General features: G+C 72.4%; 13 protein-coding genes and 2 pseudogenes. 9 read left to right on the top strand and 6 right to left on the bottom strand.

The genetic code is table 11. The features are described from left to right. Positions 1 to 175: 175 nt before the first annotated feature. The 3 genes from H4281_RS03910 to H4281_RS03900 are packed head-to-tail and all read left to right on the top strand — an operon-like array spanning position 176 to position 3,819. Positions 176 to 1,513: a nicotinate phosphoribosyltransferase gene (locus tag H4281_RS03910; RefSeq protein ID WP_182889467.1), complete on the top strand. Its 1,338-nt coding sequence runs from the start codon at positions 176 to 178 to the stop codon at positions 1,511 to 1,513. A 15-nt stretch (positions 1,514 to 1,528) separates the two neighbouring features. Further along, positions 1,529 to 2,044 (top strand): flavodoxin domain-containing protein, encoded by a 516-nt coding sequence (locus H4281_RS03905; protein ID WP_182889466.1) that lies wholly within the window; start codon positions 1,529 to 1,531, stop codon positions 2,042 to 2,044. Beyond that, positions 2,041 to 3,819, top strand: coding sequence for an AMP-dependent synthetase/ligase (locus H4281_RS03900; RefSeq protein ID WP_182889465.1), 1,779 nt, complete (start codon positions 2,041 to 2,043; stop codon positions 3,817 to 3,819). The genes H4281_RS03905 and H4281_RS03900 overlap by 4 nt, the downstream gene beginning before the upstream one ends. A 9-nt stretch (positions 3,820 to 3,828) precedes the next feature. Here the strand turns inward: H4281_RS03900 and H4281_RS03895 are convergent, their stop codons facing one another. Beyond that, positions 3,829 to 4,452 (bottom strand): hypothetical protein, encoded by a 624-nt coding sequence (locus H4281_RS03895; protein ID WP_182889464.1) that lies wholly within the window; start codon positions 4,450 to 4,452, stop codon positions 3,829 to 3,831. A 153-nt stretch (positions 4,453 to 4,605) separates the two neighbouring features. Here H4281_RS03895 and H4281_RS03890 point away from each other — a divergent pair. Next, positions 4,606 to 5,256, top strand: a pseudogene (locus H4281_RS03890) (DUF4389 domain-containing protein); the annotation flags it as partial. A gap of 74 nt (positions 5,257 to 5,330) precedes the next feature. Beyond that, positions 5,331 to 6,659: pseudogene (locus H4281_RS03885) on the top strand (WS/DGAT domain-containing protein); the annotation flags it as partial. Here the strand turns inward: H4281_RS03885 and H4281_RS45425 are convergent. The 4 genes from H4281_RS45425 to H4281_RS03870 are packed head-to-tail and all read right to left on the bottom strand — an operon-like array spanning position 6,641 to position 10,059. Beyond that, positions 6,641 to 8,080, bottom strand: a complete 1,440-nt coding sequence (locus H4281_RS45425) for a wax ester/triacylglycerol synthase family O-acyltransferase (RefSeq protein ID WP_312872047.1) — start codon at positions 8,078 to 8,080, stop codon at positions 6,641 to 6,643. The pseudogene H4281_RS03885 and the gene H4281_RS45425 sit on opposite strands and share 19 nt — an antisense overlap. Positions 8,081 to 8,096: 16 nt before the next feature. Then, positions 8,097 to 8,789, bottom strand: a complete 693-nt coding sequence (locus H4281_RS03880) for an AMIN-like domain-containing (lipo)protein (protein ID WP_182889461.1) — start codon at positions 8,787 to 8,789, stop codon at positions 8,097 to 8,099. Positions 8,790 to 8,802: 13 nt separating this feature from the next. Further along, entirely contained in the window at positions 8,803 to 9,036 is a 234-nt protein-coding gene (locus H4281_RS03875) for an SHOCT domain-containing protein (RefSeq protein ID WP_237599691.1), read from the bottom strand. A 15-nt stretch (positions 9,037 to 9,051) separates the two neighbouring features. Continuing rightward, on the bottom strand, positions 9,052 to 10,059 hold the full coding sequence (locus H4281_RS03870) for an Acg family FMN-binding oxidoreductase (RefSeq protein ID WP_182889460.1): 1,008 nt from the start codon (positions 10,057 to 10,059) through the stop codon (positions 9,052 to 9,054). A gap of 232 nt (positions 10,060 to 10,291) precedes the next feature. Between H4281_RS03870 and H4281_RS03865 the strand changes: the two genes are divergently transcribed. The 4 genes from H4281_RS03865 to H4281_RS03850 are packed head-to-tail and all read left to right on the top strand — an operon-like array spanning position 10,292 to position 14,888. Continuing rightward, the gene (locus H4281_RS03865; RefSeq protein ID WP_182889459.1) at positions 10,292 to 11,701 is read left to right on the top strand and encodes an amino acid permease; all 1,410 of its coding nucleotides are present in this window, start codon (positions 10,292 to 10,294) and stop codon (positions 11,699 to 11,701) included. A 28-nt stretch (positions 11,702 to 11,729) separates the two neighbouring features. Beyond that, on the top strand, positions 11,730 to 12,944 hold the full coding sequence (locus H4281_RS03860; RefSeq protein WP_182889458.1) for an arginine deiminase: 1,215 nt from the start codon (positions 11,730 to 11,732) through the stop codon (positions 12,942 to 12,944). Between the two features lie 34 nt (positions 12,945 to 12,978). Continuing rightward, positions 12,979 to 13,974, top strand: coding sequence for an ornithine carbamoyltransferase (argF, locus tag H4281_RS03855; protein ID WP_182889457.1), 996 nt, complete (start codon positions 12,979 to 12,981; stop codon positions 13,972 to 13,974). Further along, positions 13,971 to 14,888 (top strand): carbamate kinase, encoded by a 918-nt coding sequence (locus H4281_RS03850; protein ID WP_182889456.1) that lies wholly within the window; start codon positions 13,971 to 13,973, stop codon positions 14,886 to 14,888. Before argF ends, H4281_RS03850 begins: the two co-directional genes overlap by 4 nt. Here H4281_RS03850 and H4281_RS03845 read toward each other — a convergent pair. Further along, positions 14,881 to 15,624 carry a CPBP family intramembrane glutamic endopeptidase gene (locus H4281_RS03845; RefSeq protein WP_182889455.1) on the bottom strand — a complete coding sequence of 248 codons (744 nt, stop codon included), beginning with the start codon at positions 15,622 to 15,624 and terminating at the stop codon, positions 14,881 to 14,883. The two genes, H4281_RS03850 and H4281_RS03845, sit on opposite strands and share 8 nt — an antisense overlap. Between the last annotated feature and the right edge of the window lie 17 nt (positions 15,625 to 15,641).

The following is a 15,641-nucleotide window of genomic DNA, read 5'->3' as shown; positions in this document are numbered from 1 at the left end:
CCAACGCGACGGAGGCGGGGCACGGAAGGGGCCAAAGACCCCGGGTCAGGGGACTGAGGGACGAGCGCGCGGATCCGGGACCGTCGTCGTGCGGGCGAGGGACTTGCGGCTCTCCCGCGTTTCGTTCTCGCCGCCGCATCCTGAGCGGGGATCGACCGGAAGGGGCGGGACCGCGATGAACGCGCTGCGCACGGACCTCTACGAGATCAGGATGGCGGTCAGCTACCTGCGGCGGGGGATGACCGGCCCGGCCGCGTTCAGCCTCTTCGCCCGAAACCTTCCGCCCGAGCGCGGATTCCTCGTCGCGGCCGGCCTCGACGAGGCGCTCGCCGAACTGCACGGCTTCCGGTTCGAGCCCGAGGAACTCGGCTACCTGCGCGAGAGTGTCCGTCTGCCCGCCGCCGACGTCGAGGCCTTGTCCCAGTTGCGGTTCACCGGTGACGTGCGCGCGGTGCCGGAAGGACGGGTCGTGTTCGCGGGCGAGCCGCTGCTGGAAGTGACCGCGCCGTTGCCGGAAGCCCAGCTCGTGGAAACCGTGCTGCTGAACACGATCACGTTCGCGACCGCCATCGCCACGAAGGCGGCCCGGTGCCGGCTGGCCGCGCCGGACGCGGAGCTGATCGACTTCTCCGCCCGGCGTACGCACGGCGCCAGCGCCGCGCTCGCATCGGCCCGGCTGACCGCTCTCGCGGGTTTCCGCGGCACCAGCAACGTCGAAGGCGCGTTCCGGCACGGTCTGCGCGCCGCCGGAACGATGGCGCATTCGTATGTGCAGGCGTTCCCCAGCGAACTCGACGCGTTTCGCGCGTTCGCGGAGGATTTCCCGGCCGCACCGGTGTTTCTGGTCGACACCGTCGACCCCGTGCGCGGGATCGCGCACGCGATCGAGGTCGCGGGCGAACTCGGCCTGGCTCCCGCGAGCGTGGGAATCCGGCTGGACTCGGGCGATCTGCTGGCGCAGTCCAGGACCGCGCGCCGGATGCTCGACGACGCCGGGCTCGCGGCCGCGCGGATCATGGCCAGCGGCGGGCTCGACGAATACGAACTCGAGCGGCTGACGGCTGCCGGGGCGCCGATCGACGCGTACGGCGTCGGCACCGCGGTGGGCGTCTCGGCCGACGCGCCGGCGCTGGACACCGCGTACAAGCTGGTCGAATACGCCGGTCGGCCGGTCATGAAACTTTCGGCGGGAAAACGGACGTTGCCCGGTGGGAAACAGGTGTACCGGTTTCGCACCGGCGGTCCGGACGTGCTCGCCCTGGCCAGGGAATCCCGCCCCGGCGGCGAAGCTCTTCTGGTTCCGGTCATGCTGCACGGCCGCCGGGTCGGCAGCCAGGATCTGACCAGGGCCCGGGCCAGGCTCGCGCGCGACCTCGCGTGGCTGCCGCAGTCGGCGCGCCTGCTGCGCCGCCCGGTCCCGGTCGAGGTCCGGTGCTCGGCGGCGCTGTCGTGTCTTGCCGGCGAGGTCGCGGCCCGGATGCCGATCCGGCGCCAGCCCGCACTGATTCGATGAGGAAAGGGGTCCGCGATGCGCGCGATCGTCGTGTACGAGTCCATGTTCGGCACTACCGAGGAAGTCGCCAGGGCCGTCGCCGACGGACTGGACTGCGCGGACCTGTTCCCGGTGGACGGAGCGCCGCGGAAACTCGACGGCTACGACCTGCTGGTGGTCGGGGCTCCGACGCACGCGCACGGGCTGAGCCGCCGGTCGACGCGCAAGGCGGCGGCCGCGCAGAGCACGGAGGGCACGCGCACCCGCGAGCCCGGGATGCGGGAATGGCTCGGCGGGTTCGGCGTCCTGCCCCCGGCGATGGACACCGCGGTGTTCGACACCCGGCTCGGCAAACCGCGCTGGCTGACCGGTTCGGCCGCGCACTCCGCGGCGAAACTCCTGCGCGGCCTCGGCCATCCGCCCGCGGCGCCGGAGGCGAGTTTCGTGGTCGAGGTCGAGGGAGACGAGACGAAACTGGCCTCCGGAGAAGCCGAACGCGCCCGAGCGTGGGGCGCCGGGCTCCGGTCTCGCCGGCAGCCGATTCCGGAATGACCGCGCCGGGCGAGCCGGAACCCGCCGGCCTGTCGATCGGGGACTCTGCGGCGATCACGGACGATCTCGCGGAGCTGACGGCGCGGGAACCGGGGCGCGTCTTGTTCTGCCGCGAGACCGGGGAGGGCTGGACCGGCGTCACCGCTGCCGAGTTCTCCGCCGAGGTGCGCGCATTGGCTCTCGGGCTCGTCGCGGCCGGGGTCCGGCCGGGCGACCGCGTCGCCCTGATGGCGGCGACGAGCTACGAGTGGACGCTCTGCGACTACGCGATCTGGACCGCGGGCGCGGTCTCGGTTCCGGTCTACGACACCGCTTCCGGGGACCAGGCCGATCGTATTCTCCGCGATTCCGGTGCGGTGGCGGCTTTCGCCCTCGGGGACAAGTGCGCGCAGGCGATGTCCGGGGCGGACCGGGTCTGGCGGATGGACGGCCAGGACTTGGCCGTCCTCCGCGCCGGCGGCGCGTCCGTCGATCCGGCGGTGCTGCCGGCCCGCCGGGACACGATCGTCGCGGACGACCCCGCGACGATCGTGTACACCTCAGGCACCACGGGCAGGCCGAAGGGCTGCGTGCTCACCCACCGGAACTTGCTCGCCGAGGTGCACGGCACGCTCGCCGCGCCCGGGATCAGCGAAGCGGTGCTGACCCCGGGCAGCTCGGTCCTGCTGTTCCTGCCCCTGGCGCACATCCTGACCAGAGTCGTCCTGCTCGCCGCCGTGCGCGCCGGAGCCCGGACGGGACACCTCGGCGACCTGGCGCGTCTGCCGGACGCGCTGGGCTCGTTCCGGCCGACCGCGGTCGCCGCCGTTCCCCGGTTCTTCGAAAAGCTCCGCGACACCGCCGAGCGGGAAGCCGGCCACGGATTCGCGGGCCGCGTTTTCCGGGCCGCCGAGCGGACCGCCGTGTCCTGGAGCGAAGCGGAACGGCCCGGGCCGGTGCTGTCGGTGCGCCGGTTCTTCTTCGACCTGCTGGTCTTCCGGCGGCTGCGCGCGGCGCTCGGCGGACGGGTGGAGTACGCGGTGAGCGGAGGCGCGCCTCTCGCGCCGAGGCTGGCGCACTTCCTGCGCGGCGCCGGGATCCGGATTCTCGAAGGCTACGGGCTCACCGAAACCACCGCCGGGGTCACGCTCAACGTCCCTGGCGCGCAACGGATCGGCACCGTGGGTCAGCCGATCCCGGGCGCCGAGGTGCGGATCGCCGCCGACGGCGAGATTCTGGTGCGCGGGCCCGCGGTGTTCGCCCGGTACTGGCGGGCCGAGGCGGAGACCGCCGAGGCCTTCGACGCCGGCGGGTGGTTCCGCACCGGCGACCTCGGCTCGGTCCAGGACGGGTTCCTCACCGTCTCCGGCCGCAAAAAGGACCTGCTCGTCACCGCGAACGGCAAGAACATCGCGGCGGCCTGGTTCGAGGACACGCTCCGGGCGCACTGGCTGATCGACCAGTGCGTGGTGACCGGGGACCGGCTGCCGTTCGTCGGCGCGCTGCTGGCGCTCGACACCGCGGCGTTCGCCGAGTGGAAGCTCGACCGGGCGAAACCGCCCGAAGCGACCGTCGCCGACCTGCGAGACGACGGAGACCTTCTCGCGGTGCTCCAGGAAGCCGTCGACGACGTGAACGCGACGGTGTCGCACGCGGAGGCGATCAAGCGCTTCCGCGTGCTCGCCGCGGAGTTCGAGGTCGGCGACGAACTGACTCCGACGCTCAAGGTCCGGCGTTCGCGGGTGCTGGAGAAGTACGCGGACGAGGTGGCCGCGCTCTACGCCGCGCGGCGGTGAGCGCGGCGGTCAGCCGTCCTCGCGGCGGTAGGCGTCGAGCGCGCGCCGGCGGGCGTCCTGGGCGATCGTGCGCAGCAGGGCGGCATGAACGACCAGCGCGAACGGCGAGGCCACCCGCCAGTAACGGCGGAATTTCAGCCAGCTCGGCGGGTCGGACAGCAGCACGCGGGTGTCGAGCGTGAGCAGGCTCCGGTGGGCGCCGTAGGGCCGGACGCCGAACGTGATGACGAGTTTTCCGTAGCCTGGCTCGGAAAACGCGGCGAAGTCGTCCGGCTCGACCCGCCGCCAGGCGATGACCGGCCGCCAGAACTTTCCCGCCACGCCGAGCGCGAACTCGCTGCCGGGATGTTCGCCGAGCAGTGCCCAGTCCGTGCCCGCGTCGAGGTCGTCGAGGGTGAGCCGGGTGGGGCGGCGCGGCGGCCCCGCGCGGCGGGACTGCCATCGAGCGGGCAGCTCGCGAAGCCAGCCGGCGGCGGTCGCGAGCCCGCTGTGGATCTCGGTGAGGTCGATCGCGCGCGCCGCGGCGTAGGTCTGCTCGACCGGCGCGTCGACGATCGCGTGCCGGACGAGCGAGAAGTGCGGCTTCGGGATGAACCGGTCGCCGAGCAGTTCGCGGGTTTCTTGTGTGGTCATGGGATCTCCCGGGCGACGATGGAATGTCCAGCATCGGTCGTCGTCCTGGTGCGGCGACAGGGCGGCCGGGAGTGTCCCGGAGCCGATTTCGTCACCGGGGCGGGGGACTTCCTGCCCTGGCCGGCGGCGGGTGCTCCCCGGGACCGTTGGCTGATGAGCATCGAGGAAGCCACCGCGCCGGTCCGGGTCGAGGCGGAGCTGGACGATTCGCTCTCGCGCTGGCTGTGGCTCGTCAAATGGCTGCTGCTGGCGCCGCACTGGATCGTGCTCGCGCTGTTGTGGCTCGGGTATCCGGTGGTGTGGCTGTGCGCGTTCTTCGCGATCCTGGCGACCGGCCGTTATCCGCGTCCGTTGTTCGCGTTCATCGCCGGGGTGCTGCGCTGGAGCTGGCGGGTGCACTACTACGGCTACGCCGCGCTGGGCACCGACCGTTACCCGCCGTTCACCCTCGCCGACGTTCCGGATTATCCGGCGCGGCTCGAAATCGCTTATCCGGAAAGGCTTTCCCGCGGGCTGGCGCTCGTGAAGTGGTGGCTGCTGGCGCTGCCGCACCTGGTCGTCGTCGCCGTGTTCGCGGGCGGCGGCTGGTCGCCGACGCGTTCGGACGCGGGGTGGGGCGGCGGCCTGATCGCCGTCTTGGTGCTGATCGCCGCGATCGTGCTGCTGTGCACCGGCCGGTATCCGCGCCCGGTGTTCGATTTCGTGCTCGGCATGGACCGCTGGGCGCTGCGCGTCGCCGCCTACGTCTCGCTGCTCACCGACGAGTATCCGCCGTTCCGCCTCGACCAGGGCGGGCGGGAACCGTGAGCGGCCTGCCCGCACCGCGGATCGCCGCGCAGGACGCGTTGTGGCTGCGGCTGGACCGGCCGGAGAACCGGATGGTCGTCACGTCGGTGCTCTGGACGGCCACGCCGGTCGATCCGGACCGGCTGCGCTCGGTCGTCGCGGACCGGCTGCTCGCCCGCTATCCGGTCTACCTGCGGCGCCCGGCGGGCCCGCGATGGGAGACCGATCCTGACTTCGACCTGGACCGGCACCTGCGGATCGGCACGGTGCCGAGCCCCGGAACCCAGGCACAGCTGCAGGAATTCGCGGCCGCCCGGCGCGGCGGCGCGTTCGACCCGGATCATCCATTGTGGACGGTGGACCTGCTGCAAGGGTACGGCTCGGGCAGCGCGGTGGTCGTGTGCACGCACCATTCGATGGCCGACGGGATCCGCCTGACCCAGGTGCTGTTCAGCCTGCTGGACCCGGACTCCGGTACCGGCGGGCCGCCCGCGCGCGTCGGGGGAGCCGCACCTCGCCGCCCGTCTTCGGACCGTCCGGTCGCGCGGGCCGGAGCGTCGGTCGTCCGCTCGCTCGACGACCTGGGCGCGGCGGTGCGGCGAGCGGCGGCGAAAGCCGGGCCGGTGGCCGAGAGCCTCGTCGCGGTCCCGGTGCACGCGACGACCGCGGCAGCCGGAATCACGGCGGCGGCAACGGGTTTCGGCGCGAGCCTGGTGGGCGGCGGCCCCCGGCGGGCGCTGGAGCGGGCCGCGTCGGCGGTGACCTCGCTGCGGCACAGCGCGGCCGGGCTGGCCGCACTGGCGCTCGCGCCGGAAGCCTCGCCGGAGTGGGACGGGCAGCCAGGGCCGGACAAGACCGCCGCCTGGGGCGATCCGGTCCCGCTCGCCGGACTGGCGGACCTCGGCCATGCCACCGGAACCACCGTCAACGACGTGTGCCTCGCGCTGGTCGCCGGTGCGTTCGACCGGTACCTGGACCGGCCCGGGGAGGACCGGGAGCGCACCGGCCTGCCGTGGCTCGTCCCGGTCAGCCTCACCGCGTTCGACGCGGAGCTGCCCGACCGGCTCGGCAACCATTTCTCGCTGGTGTTCGCCCGGTTGCCGCGAGGGCTGGGCACGTTCGCCGAACGGCTCGCCGAGACCCACCGCCTCCTCGCGCGGATCCGGGACTCCTACGAGCCAGTGGTGAACTACGGGCTGCAGCACCTCGTCGCCCGCGCGCCGGGCCCGGTCTCCGGGCTGCTGAGCGATTTCCTCTCGGCGAAAGCGGTCGGCGTGCTGACGAACGTGCCCGGTCCCCGCGAAACGCGGACGCTGGCCGGTGCGCGGGTCGAGGGAATCGTGGGCTGGGCGCCGTGTTCCGGAAAACAGGCGATCACGGTCTGTGTCTTCAGCTACGCCGGTCAGGTGCGCTTCGGATTCGGCACGGACCGGCGGCTGTTGCCCGAGCCCGGCGAGCTCGTGGCCGCGCTCGACGAGGAAGTCGCCGCGGCTTTGAGCGCGGCGAGACCGGACACGACGGAGTCCGCGAGCACCCGGGCCTCCGGTGCCAGGCCCGCGTCGGCGGTCACCCCGACGAAGACACGGTCGCCGTAGGTCAGCAGCGCGACGCCGGTCCGGACGCGAAGGGCGATCGGGACGTAGGGGTAGAGCTCCAGGACTTCGCGGCCCGCCACAGTCAGCGGCCCGGCCGGGCCGGGAACGTTCGTGGTCACGGTGACGACGTTGTGCTGGGGGAGCCGAAGCACCGCCCGCAGCGCCCACGCCGCCGGAGCGAACGGTCCGCGCGAAGCCGCCGCGGTGACGAACTTGCCCGCGGTGGCCTCCTTGCCGGTCTTGCAGGCCAGCAGGCGCCGGTGCACCCGGATCAAACGCTGGACCGGATCGGGCTGGTCCACCGGCAGCAGCGGAAGCAGAAGGGAAACGTCGTTGCCGATCGCGCGGTCGCCGGCAGCGCGCACCGAGACCGGTACCAGGCTCCGCACGCTGTCCGGCGCGGTCTCTTCGCCGCGGCGCACGAGGATCTCGCGGAATCCGCCGGTGATCGCGGCCAGGAGCACATCGTTGCGGGTGACGCCGAAAGCGTCCGCGACGACAGCCACGTCCGCAAGCGGAACCCAGGAGGCGGCGTAGCCGCGCGGCCCGCTGATCGGTCCGGTGAGCGACGACGGCGCGACCGGCATCAGCGCCTCGGCGAGCGTGGCGAGGCCGTGTGCGACATCGGTGGTGCGCTGCGCGAGCGCGCGCGGATGCCAGAGACTGCCCGCGATCGCGCGGAGCTGCGTGAACGGGCCGGTGACCACATCGCCGAGCGACGACTTCAGCAGCCGCAGAGCGCCCGGATCGGGTTGCGGGGCGGGGGCGGCGGGCGGCGGGGCTTCGGTGAACAGCAGCTGGTGCAGCTGGGCCGCGGAGATCCCGTCGGCGAGGCAATGGTGCACTTTGGCAAGCAGCGCCCAGCGCCCGTCCGGCAGCCCCTCGAGAATCCAGAACTGCCACAGCGGACGGTCGCGGTCCAGCCGTTCGGCCATCAGGAGCGCGACGAGTTCGCACAGGGCGGCGTCGTCGTGCGGGGCCGGCACCGAAAGCCGCCGCAGATGCGCGGCCGGATCGAAGGAATCGTCGTCGACCCACACCGGGGCGCCGAGATCCAGCGGCACCCGGCGGACTTTCTGCCGGTACCGGGGAACCTTGGCCAGCCCGGCGGTCACCGCGGCGGCGAATTCCTCCTGGCCGGGCGCGGGTCCGCTGGCGATCGCGAGGGAGGCGATCGCCAGCGACGCGTGCGGGTCCTCGTCCTCGATCGCCAGGAAAGCCGCGTCGAGTGGGCTCAGCCGCTCCACGGCGGCCTCCTTCGGTTCAGTGGGCGAGGTCGAGGGCGATCCGCTCGACGTGGTTCACCGCGTCCGGCAGGGCGAGGACGCGGAACGGCAGCTTGGCTCGGGTCCCGACGGCGAAGGTGCACTGGCCTTCGAAGAACCCGGCGAACCGCACTGCCCGCAACGACGGCCAGCTCGCGAGCCGCGCGGAGGGGTAGAGGTAGTCGCCGGTGGCGGCGAGGACCCGGCCCGGTTGATGGCCGCTGGTGTCCGCGCCCTGTTCCGGGGCCCGGATCACGACCTGCAGCACCGCACCGCCCGGCACCGGCAGCGGCCGGCCGGACGGATCCGCGGTCACGAGCGGGACGTACCGCACCGAGTACCCGGCCGCCGCCGTCCCGTTGATCGTGAACACGACCCGGTCGTAGCAGTCGTGCCGCCCGACGCGGACCAGGTAGAGCGCGTCGGTGCTCGAACCGGCGGCTTCCTTGGCGCCCGTGCCCCAGTTCGCCGACGGACAGCCCGGCGGCGCAGGGGGAGCGTCGGTGCGCGGCGGGGGAGGCGAGGCCGGCGGCGTCGTGGGCGGAGCGGCCGGGCTCTGCGACGTCGCCGGCGCCGAGGTGGCGGTCGGCGCGGCTGCGGAGGAAGAGCCGGGCGCGCCGCTGTTCTGGCTGCACGCGGACAGGACCGCGAGCGCGGCCGCGGCGGCAATCGCGTGGGCGGTTCGGCGCATCGCGGTCCTCCGGTCAGTGCCGGAGCGCTTCGCGGCGGCGGTCGTACTCGTCCTGGTCGATCTCGCCGCGCGCGAACCGCTGCCGCAAAATGGCGGTGGCGGGGTCGGCCTCGTGGCCGAGCCCGGCCGGGCGGCGGACGAGCAGCGCGGTGACCACGCCGATCGCGGCGAGCAGCGCGACTGCCACGATGCTCATCACGACCGGGCCGACCCATTCGGCGGCGCTTCCGTAGTGCCAGTACATCATTGTTCTCTCCTCGGCTCAGGACCGCTGACGGGTGTCGGCGGCTTCGAGCGGCTGCAGCACTTCGTCGATCTCCCGCCGGGGAGTCGCCGGCAGCGGGTCGGCGTTGGCAGGCGCCCAGCCGACGCGCAGGACCATCTGAGGGAACGCGCCCGAGGTGACCTTCTCCTCGACGGTGCGCCGGACGTCCGGCAATTCGAGCGGCTCGGTCAGCGGGCAGCTGGCGAGGCCGAAACGGGTCGCGGTGAGCAGCGCGGCACTCGTCGCTTCCCCCGCGCGCAGCCGCGACATCCGGTCGTCGGACGCGGTGCTCAGCACAAGCAGCACCGTTTCGTCGTCTTCGCCGGCCGCGCCGGCGGCTTCGGGCAATTCCGGGTTCGAGAACTGACGGCCGGGCAACGCACCGGGAGTCTCGTCCGGCAGGGGGGTGTTGCGGGACGGGACGCCGTCCGGGGAGGCGTGCCGTCCGCTCCACGCGGCGAGTTCGATCCGGTAGGCGGGATCGTGGCGATGCCGCAGCGACGCTTCCTCGATCGCGGTGGCCAGGTAGTACCGCTCGGCGTCTTCGGCGACGCGCAGGACGACGCCTTCGTCCGCCACTGCCTGGGCGATCGCTTCGAGATGCCCTCGCGGAACGCGCCAGGAACTGTGCCGGCGGCGGTCGGTGCGGCGGCGGGGGATCGCGGCGGCGAGCGCGACCTCGTCGAGAGTGGGCTCGTGCCGGTGGAGCTCGATCGAGGCGAGATGCCCCGGTTCGGCCGGATTGGGCAGCCGCCGCACCTCGGTGCGCCAGCCGAGCGCGGCGAAGGCGATCCGCGCGTGGTGCAGCGCGGCCCCGCAGCTGATCATCAGGTCCCGCCCGTCCGGATCGGTCTGGGTGAGCTGCCGCGAGGGATCGGCGTAGAGGTGCAGGGACCGGTGCCCGACCGCGAACCGCCACGGCTGGGAGTTGTGCACCGACGGCGCACGGACGGCCATCCCGACCGCGGTCGTGACGGTGTAGTCGTCGGGAAGTCCGCGTTCCATGACCGACCTGCCTTGTCGTCTCGTCCGGTGATGCGTCGACAGTGGCAGCCGCGGCGGGATGCGGAGCAGGGCCGGAATTCCCCGGGTGCGGGGACTTTCGCCGGTCGTCGCCCGCCGTGGCGGCGCGGGTGACCTTCGCGGTCCCGCACGGGCCGAAAGACCTCTGCCGCCGCTGGGCGCCCGGGAGGTTGCATGGCGACCGATCGGGGGCGGTTTCGGCGACAGGAGTGAAATGTCCAAAGCACACGAAGCGGACCGGGAAACCCCGGCCGCGTCCCGGATCCGGGCGCTGGGCCTGACCTCGGCGACCGGGCTGGTAGCGGGCAGCGTGATCGGCACCGGGGTCTTCACCATGCCCGCCGTGCTGGCCGGCGCGGGAACCAGTTCGCTGCTGGTGCTCGGCGTCGTCGCGGCCGGCGCCGCCGTGCTGGCGGTCCTTTTCGGACAGTTGACGAAGCGGGCTCCGGATTCCGACGGCGGGCTCTACGCCTACGCCCGGCGGGAATTCGGCGATTTCGCGGGCTATCTGGTCGGCTGGTGCTACTGGGTTTCGGCATGGGCGGGCAATGCCGCGATCGTCGCGTCGTGGGTGCTCTACGTCGAAGCGCTCTTCGGCATCGAACACCCCTCGGTGTGGGCGGACCTCGGCATCGCGCTGGCCGGGCTGTGGATCCCGGCCGCGGTCAACCTCGCAGGCGTGCGGCAGATGGCGTGGTTCCAGAACACCACCGTGGTGCTGAAGTTCCTGCCGCTGCTGTTCGTGGGCGTGGTGGGCTGGTTCTTCGTCTCGAAGGCCAATTTCGGTGCGTTCAACGCGTCCGGCGGAAGCCTTTACACCGCGATCGGGATCGCCGCGGGCGTCGCGCTGTTCGCGTTCATCGGGGTCGAAGTCGCGGCGGTGACGGCGAAACGGGTGCGCGAGCCGGGGCGCAACGTCGGCCGGGCCTCGGTGCTGGGCACCGCCGCCAGCGCGGTGGTGTACCTGGCGGTGTCCGCGGCGGTGATGGGACTCGTCCCGCACGACGTCCTCGTCTCGAGCGGAACTCCGTTCGTGCCCGCGTTCGAGGCGATCCTGCCCGGCGGCGGCTGGGCCGGGAAGCTGGTCGCCGCGCTTGCCGTCGTGTCGGGAATCGGCGCGCTGAACGGCTGGACGTTGGTGACGACAGAGGTGTCGCGCGCCGCGGCGGCGGACGGGCTGTTCCCGCGGGCGTTCGCCTGGGCCGACCGCAAGGACACCGCGTGGTTCGGCATCGTGCTCGCCGCGCTGCTGCCCTCGCTGCTGATGGTGTGGCGCTACACCTCGGGCACCGGGCTGGCGGTCTTTTCCTTCCTGGTGAACCTGGCCGTCGTCACGGTCGCCATCCCGTACTTCTTCTCCGCCTGCGCCCAGCTGGCGTACCTGGTGTCGCGGAGGCGCCGGGTGCACGGCTTGCTGCTGGTCCGCGACCTCGGCATCACCGCCGCCGCCGTGCTCTTCTCGCTGTGGGTGACCTTCGCCGCCGGCTACGCCGCGGTGTACGAGGCGATGCTCGTCCTGCTGGCGGGCCTGGTCCTGCACGCGCTGCTCAAGGGCCGTGCCGCGGCGGGCAGGCAAAAGGCGGCTGCCGAGGAGACCGGCGACCGATGGCCACGCGCGGCTTGACCGCCGCCGTCCCGACGAAAGGCACCGCATGAACTTCGCTGTCGCGTCCGAAACCGGCAGGCTCCGGCAAGTGATCCTGCACCGCCCGGGTCCGGAACTGGCCCGGCTGACCCCGCGAAACATTCACGAACTGCTCTTCGACGACGTCATGTGGGCGAGAAAGGCGAAGGAGGAACACGACGTCTTCGCCGAGGCGCTGCGCGAGCAAGGCGTACGGGTGCACTACTTCGACCGGCTGCTCGCCGAAACCCTCGACGACCCGGACGGCCGCGCGTTCGTGCTCGACCGGGTCTGCACCCCGCGGACCGTCGGCCCGGCGCTGGCTCCGACGCTGCGAAAGCTGTTCGACGACCTCGACAGCCCGAGCCTCGCCGAGTCGCTGATCGGCGGCGTCCTGAAGGCCGACCTGCACCCGCTGCGCACCAGCAGCCTGAAATGGCACATGCTGCGGGCCGACGACTTCCTGCTGCCGCCGCTGCCGAACCACCTGTTCCCGCGCGACACCTCCTGCTGGATCTACGGCGGCGTCTCGATCAACCCGATGGCGAAACCCGCGAGGCAGCGGGAAACCCTGCACGCGCGGGCGATCTACCGCTACCACCCGATGTTCGCCGGAGCCGGATTCCGCACGTATTTCGACGGCGACGAGGACTGCTTCCCGGCGACCGTCGAGGGCGGCGACGTCCACGTCCTCGGCGGCGGCGCGGTCCTCGTCGGCATGGGGGAGCGGACGACGCCGATGGCGGTCGAACTGCTTGCCCGGGAGCTGTTCGGCAGCGGCCAGGCGAACACCGTGCTCGCGGTCGAACTGCCCCGGTCGCACGCGACGATGCACCTGGACACGCTGATGACCATGGTCGACAGGGCCACGTTCGTGCTCTGCCCGTACTTCGACCCGAAGCTGCGCTCGTGGACGGTGACTCCCGGTCCGGACGCTCTGGAGATCCAGCGGAACGACAGTCTGTGGGAGAGCCTCGGCCAAGCGCTCGGCGTCGAGCGGGTCACTGTGCTCTCCACCGACGAGGACGTCCGCGCCGCCGAGCGCGAACAGTGGGACGACGGCAACAACTACCTCGCCGTCGCGCCGGGCGTAGTCATCGGCTACGACCGCAACGTCGCCACGACCACCATGCTGCGCAAACACGGCGTCGAGGTGATCAGCGTGCCCGGCGGCGAACTCGGCCGCGGCCGGGGCGGGCCGCGCTGCATGAGCTGCCCGATAGAACGCGACCCGGCCCGCTGAACGCCCGGACCGCCCGACCGAACAGGAGCTTCCGATGAATCTGCAGGGCCGCAACCTGCTCAAGGAAACCGACCTCACCGCCGCCGAGTTCCGTTCCCTCGTGGACCTCGCCGCCCGGCTGCGCCAGGAGAAACGATCAGGCGCGCCGGCGCGGCGGCTCGCCGGGCGCAACATCGCGCTGGTCTTCGAGAAGAGCTCGACGCGCACCCGGTCCGGATTCGAGGTCGCCGCCCACGACGAGGGCGCGCACATCACCTACCTCGGCCCGGAGGAATCGCACCTGGGCCACAAGGAATCCGTGAAGGACACCGCACGGGTGCTCGGCCGCGTGTTCGACGGCATCGAGTTCCGCGGCTCGTCCCAGGAGGCGGCCGAAACCCTCGGCGCGTACGCCGGGGTCCCGGTGTGGAACGGGCTCACCGACACCTGGCACCCGACGCAGATGCTCGCCGACATCCTCACCATGCGCGACCACGCGCCGGGCTCGCTCGACGACGTGTCGTACTGCTACCTCGGCGACGGGCGCAACAACGTCGCCAACTCCCTGCTCGTCACCGGTGCGCTGCTGGGTCTCGATGTCCGTGTTTGCGCGCCGGAGCCGTTGTGGCCGAGGGAAGAGATCCGGCGGATCGCTGCCGGGCTCGCGGGCGAGTCGGGCGCGAAACTGCTCGTGTCCGACGACGTCGCCGAGGCGGTGCGCGGAGCCGGCTTCCTGTACACCGACGTCTGGCTGTCGATGGGCGAACCGGAGGACGCCTGGGGCCCGCGGATCGAACAGCTGCTGCCGTACCAGGTCAACGCCAAGGTGCTCGCCGAGACGGGGAATCCGGCGGTGAAGTTCTTGCACTGCCTGCCCGCGCTGCACGGACGGGACACCGAAATCGGGAAGCGGCTCGGCGACCGGTACGGGCTCGACGCCCTCGAAGTCACCGACGAGGTTTTCGAATCGGCGGCGTCGGTCGTGTTCGACCAGGCGGAGAACCGGATGCACACCATCAAAGCCGTCATGGTCGCGACGGTGGGAGCATGAGGATCGTCGCCGCGCTCGGCGGCAACGCCCTGCTGGAACGCGGGGAACCGGCCGAGTCCGACATTCAGGAGCACCACGTCCTCGCCGCCGCCGAAGCGCTCGCCGCGGTGGCCCGCGAGCACGAACTCGTCCTGACCCACGGCAACGGCCCGCAGGTCGGGCTGCTGGCGCTGGAGAGCGAACGCGATCCGGCGCTGCGCAGGCCTTATCCGTTCGATGTGCTCGGCGCGCAGACCCAGGGGATGATCGGCTACTGGCTCGCGCAGGCACTGCAGAACGCCACCGGCCGCCCGGCGGCGGGGCTGGTGAGCCGCACGCTGGTGCGTGCCGACGACCCGGCTTTCGCTGTCCCGGCCAAGTTCGTGGGCCCGGTGTACGACCGCGCGACCGCCGAGCGGCTCGCCGCGGAACGGGGGTGGGAGGTCCGGCCGGACGGCGCGGCGTGGCGGCGGGTGGTGCCGTCGCCGGAACCGGTCGAGCTGATCGAGTTGCCCTTCGTGAAAGCCCTGATGGAATCGGGCGCGATCGTGGTGTGCGGGGGAGGCGGCGGGATCCCGGTGGCCGCCGCCTCCCCGGGGTTGCGGGGCGTCGAAGCGGTCGTGGACAAGGATCTGACCGCCGCGCTGATCGCGCGCGAGATCGGGGCCGACGCTCTGGTGCTGCTGACCGACGTCGAGGCGGTGCAGGACGATTACGGCACGCCGCGGGCACGGCCGATCCGGGACGTCGGCAGCCGCGAACTGCGGTCCCGGGATTTCCCCGCCGGTTCGATGGGGCCGAAGGTCGAGGCCGCCTGCCGGTTCGTGGAGAACGGCGGGAAGTTCGCCGCGATCGGCAGGCTGACCGCGGCGGCCGGACTGGTGGCGGGCACAGCGGGAACGATCGTCCGCGCGTGCGGCCCTGGCTTCAGCTGACGAGCGCCCAGGCCAGCACCAGCCCGCCGGAGTTGGTGGCCAGGTGCACCAGCATCGGGGCGAGCAGCCCTCGCCCGGTGTAGCGCCACCAGCACAGGAACACGCCCGCTCCGGCGGCAGCGGCCATCGCCAGCACCGAAACCATCGCGAGCGGCAGCCCGCCGACCGTCTGGTGCACGGCCGCGTTCTGGGTGAGTGCGAGCGACGGCAGCAGATGCCAGAGCCCGAACAGCGCGGACGCGCCGAGCACCGGCCACCATCGCCACCGCTCGCCTGCTCCGAGCAGCGCCGGGAGCACGCCGCGGAACGCGACCTCTTCGACGAGCACGGTGCCGAGCGGAATCCGCACCAGCGCGAGCCACATGAGCTGGCCGAAGCCCGGCGAACCGATCCGGCCGTCGTGGAACAGCACGCGCAACGACGGAATCGCGGCCGCGAGGCCGAACCCGAGCGCTACGGCCGCGAACCCGCCCAGCCCGAACCACAGCATCCGGCGCGCGTGCGCGCGGCCGAATCCGATCTCGGCCCAGCGGACCCCGGCGAAGCGAGCGAGGACCAGGAGCACGGCGGCGGTGACCGCGCCGCAGACGGGGTAGGCCCAGCCGGGCAGCACCCGGTTGGCCAGCACAGTCGCCGCCGCGAGCAGCAGGACGGCGGGAACCACAGTGAGAGCACGACGCCGGAGATCGGTGACTTCCGGCAGTTTCGGGACAACGGCGGAGACAGACATCGTCATTCCAGTGTGCCTGCCGA

This window comes from Amycolatopsis dendrobii, assembly GCF_014145675.1.
Taxonomy (GTDB): Bacteria; Actinomycetota; Actinomycetes; order Mycobacteriales; family Pseudonocardiaceae; genus Amycolatopsis; species Amycolatopsis dendrobii.
The sequence above is the reverse complement of the archived record's forward strand: the minus strand, read 5'-3'. Positions and strand labels throughout refer to the sequence as shown.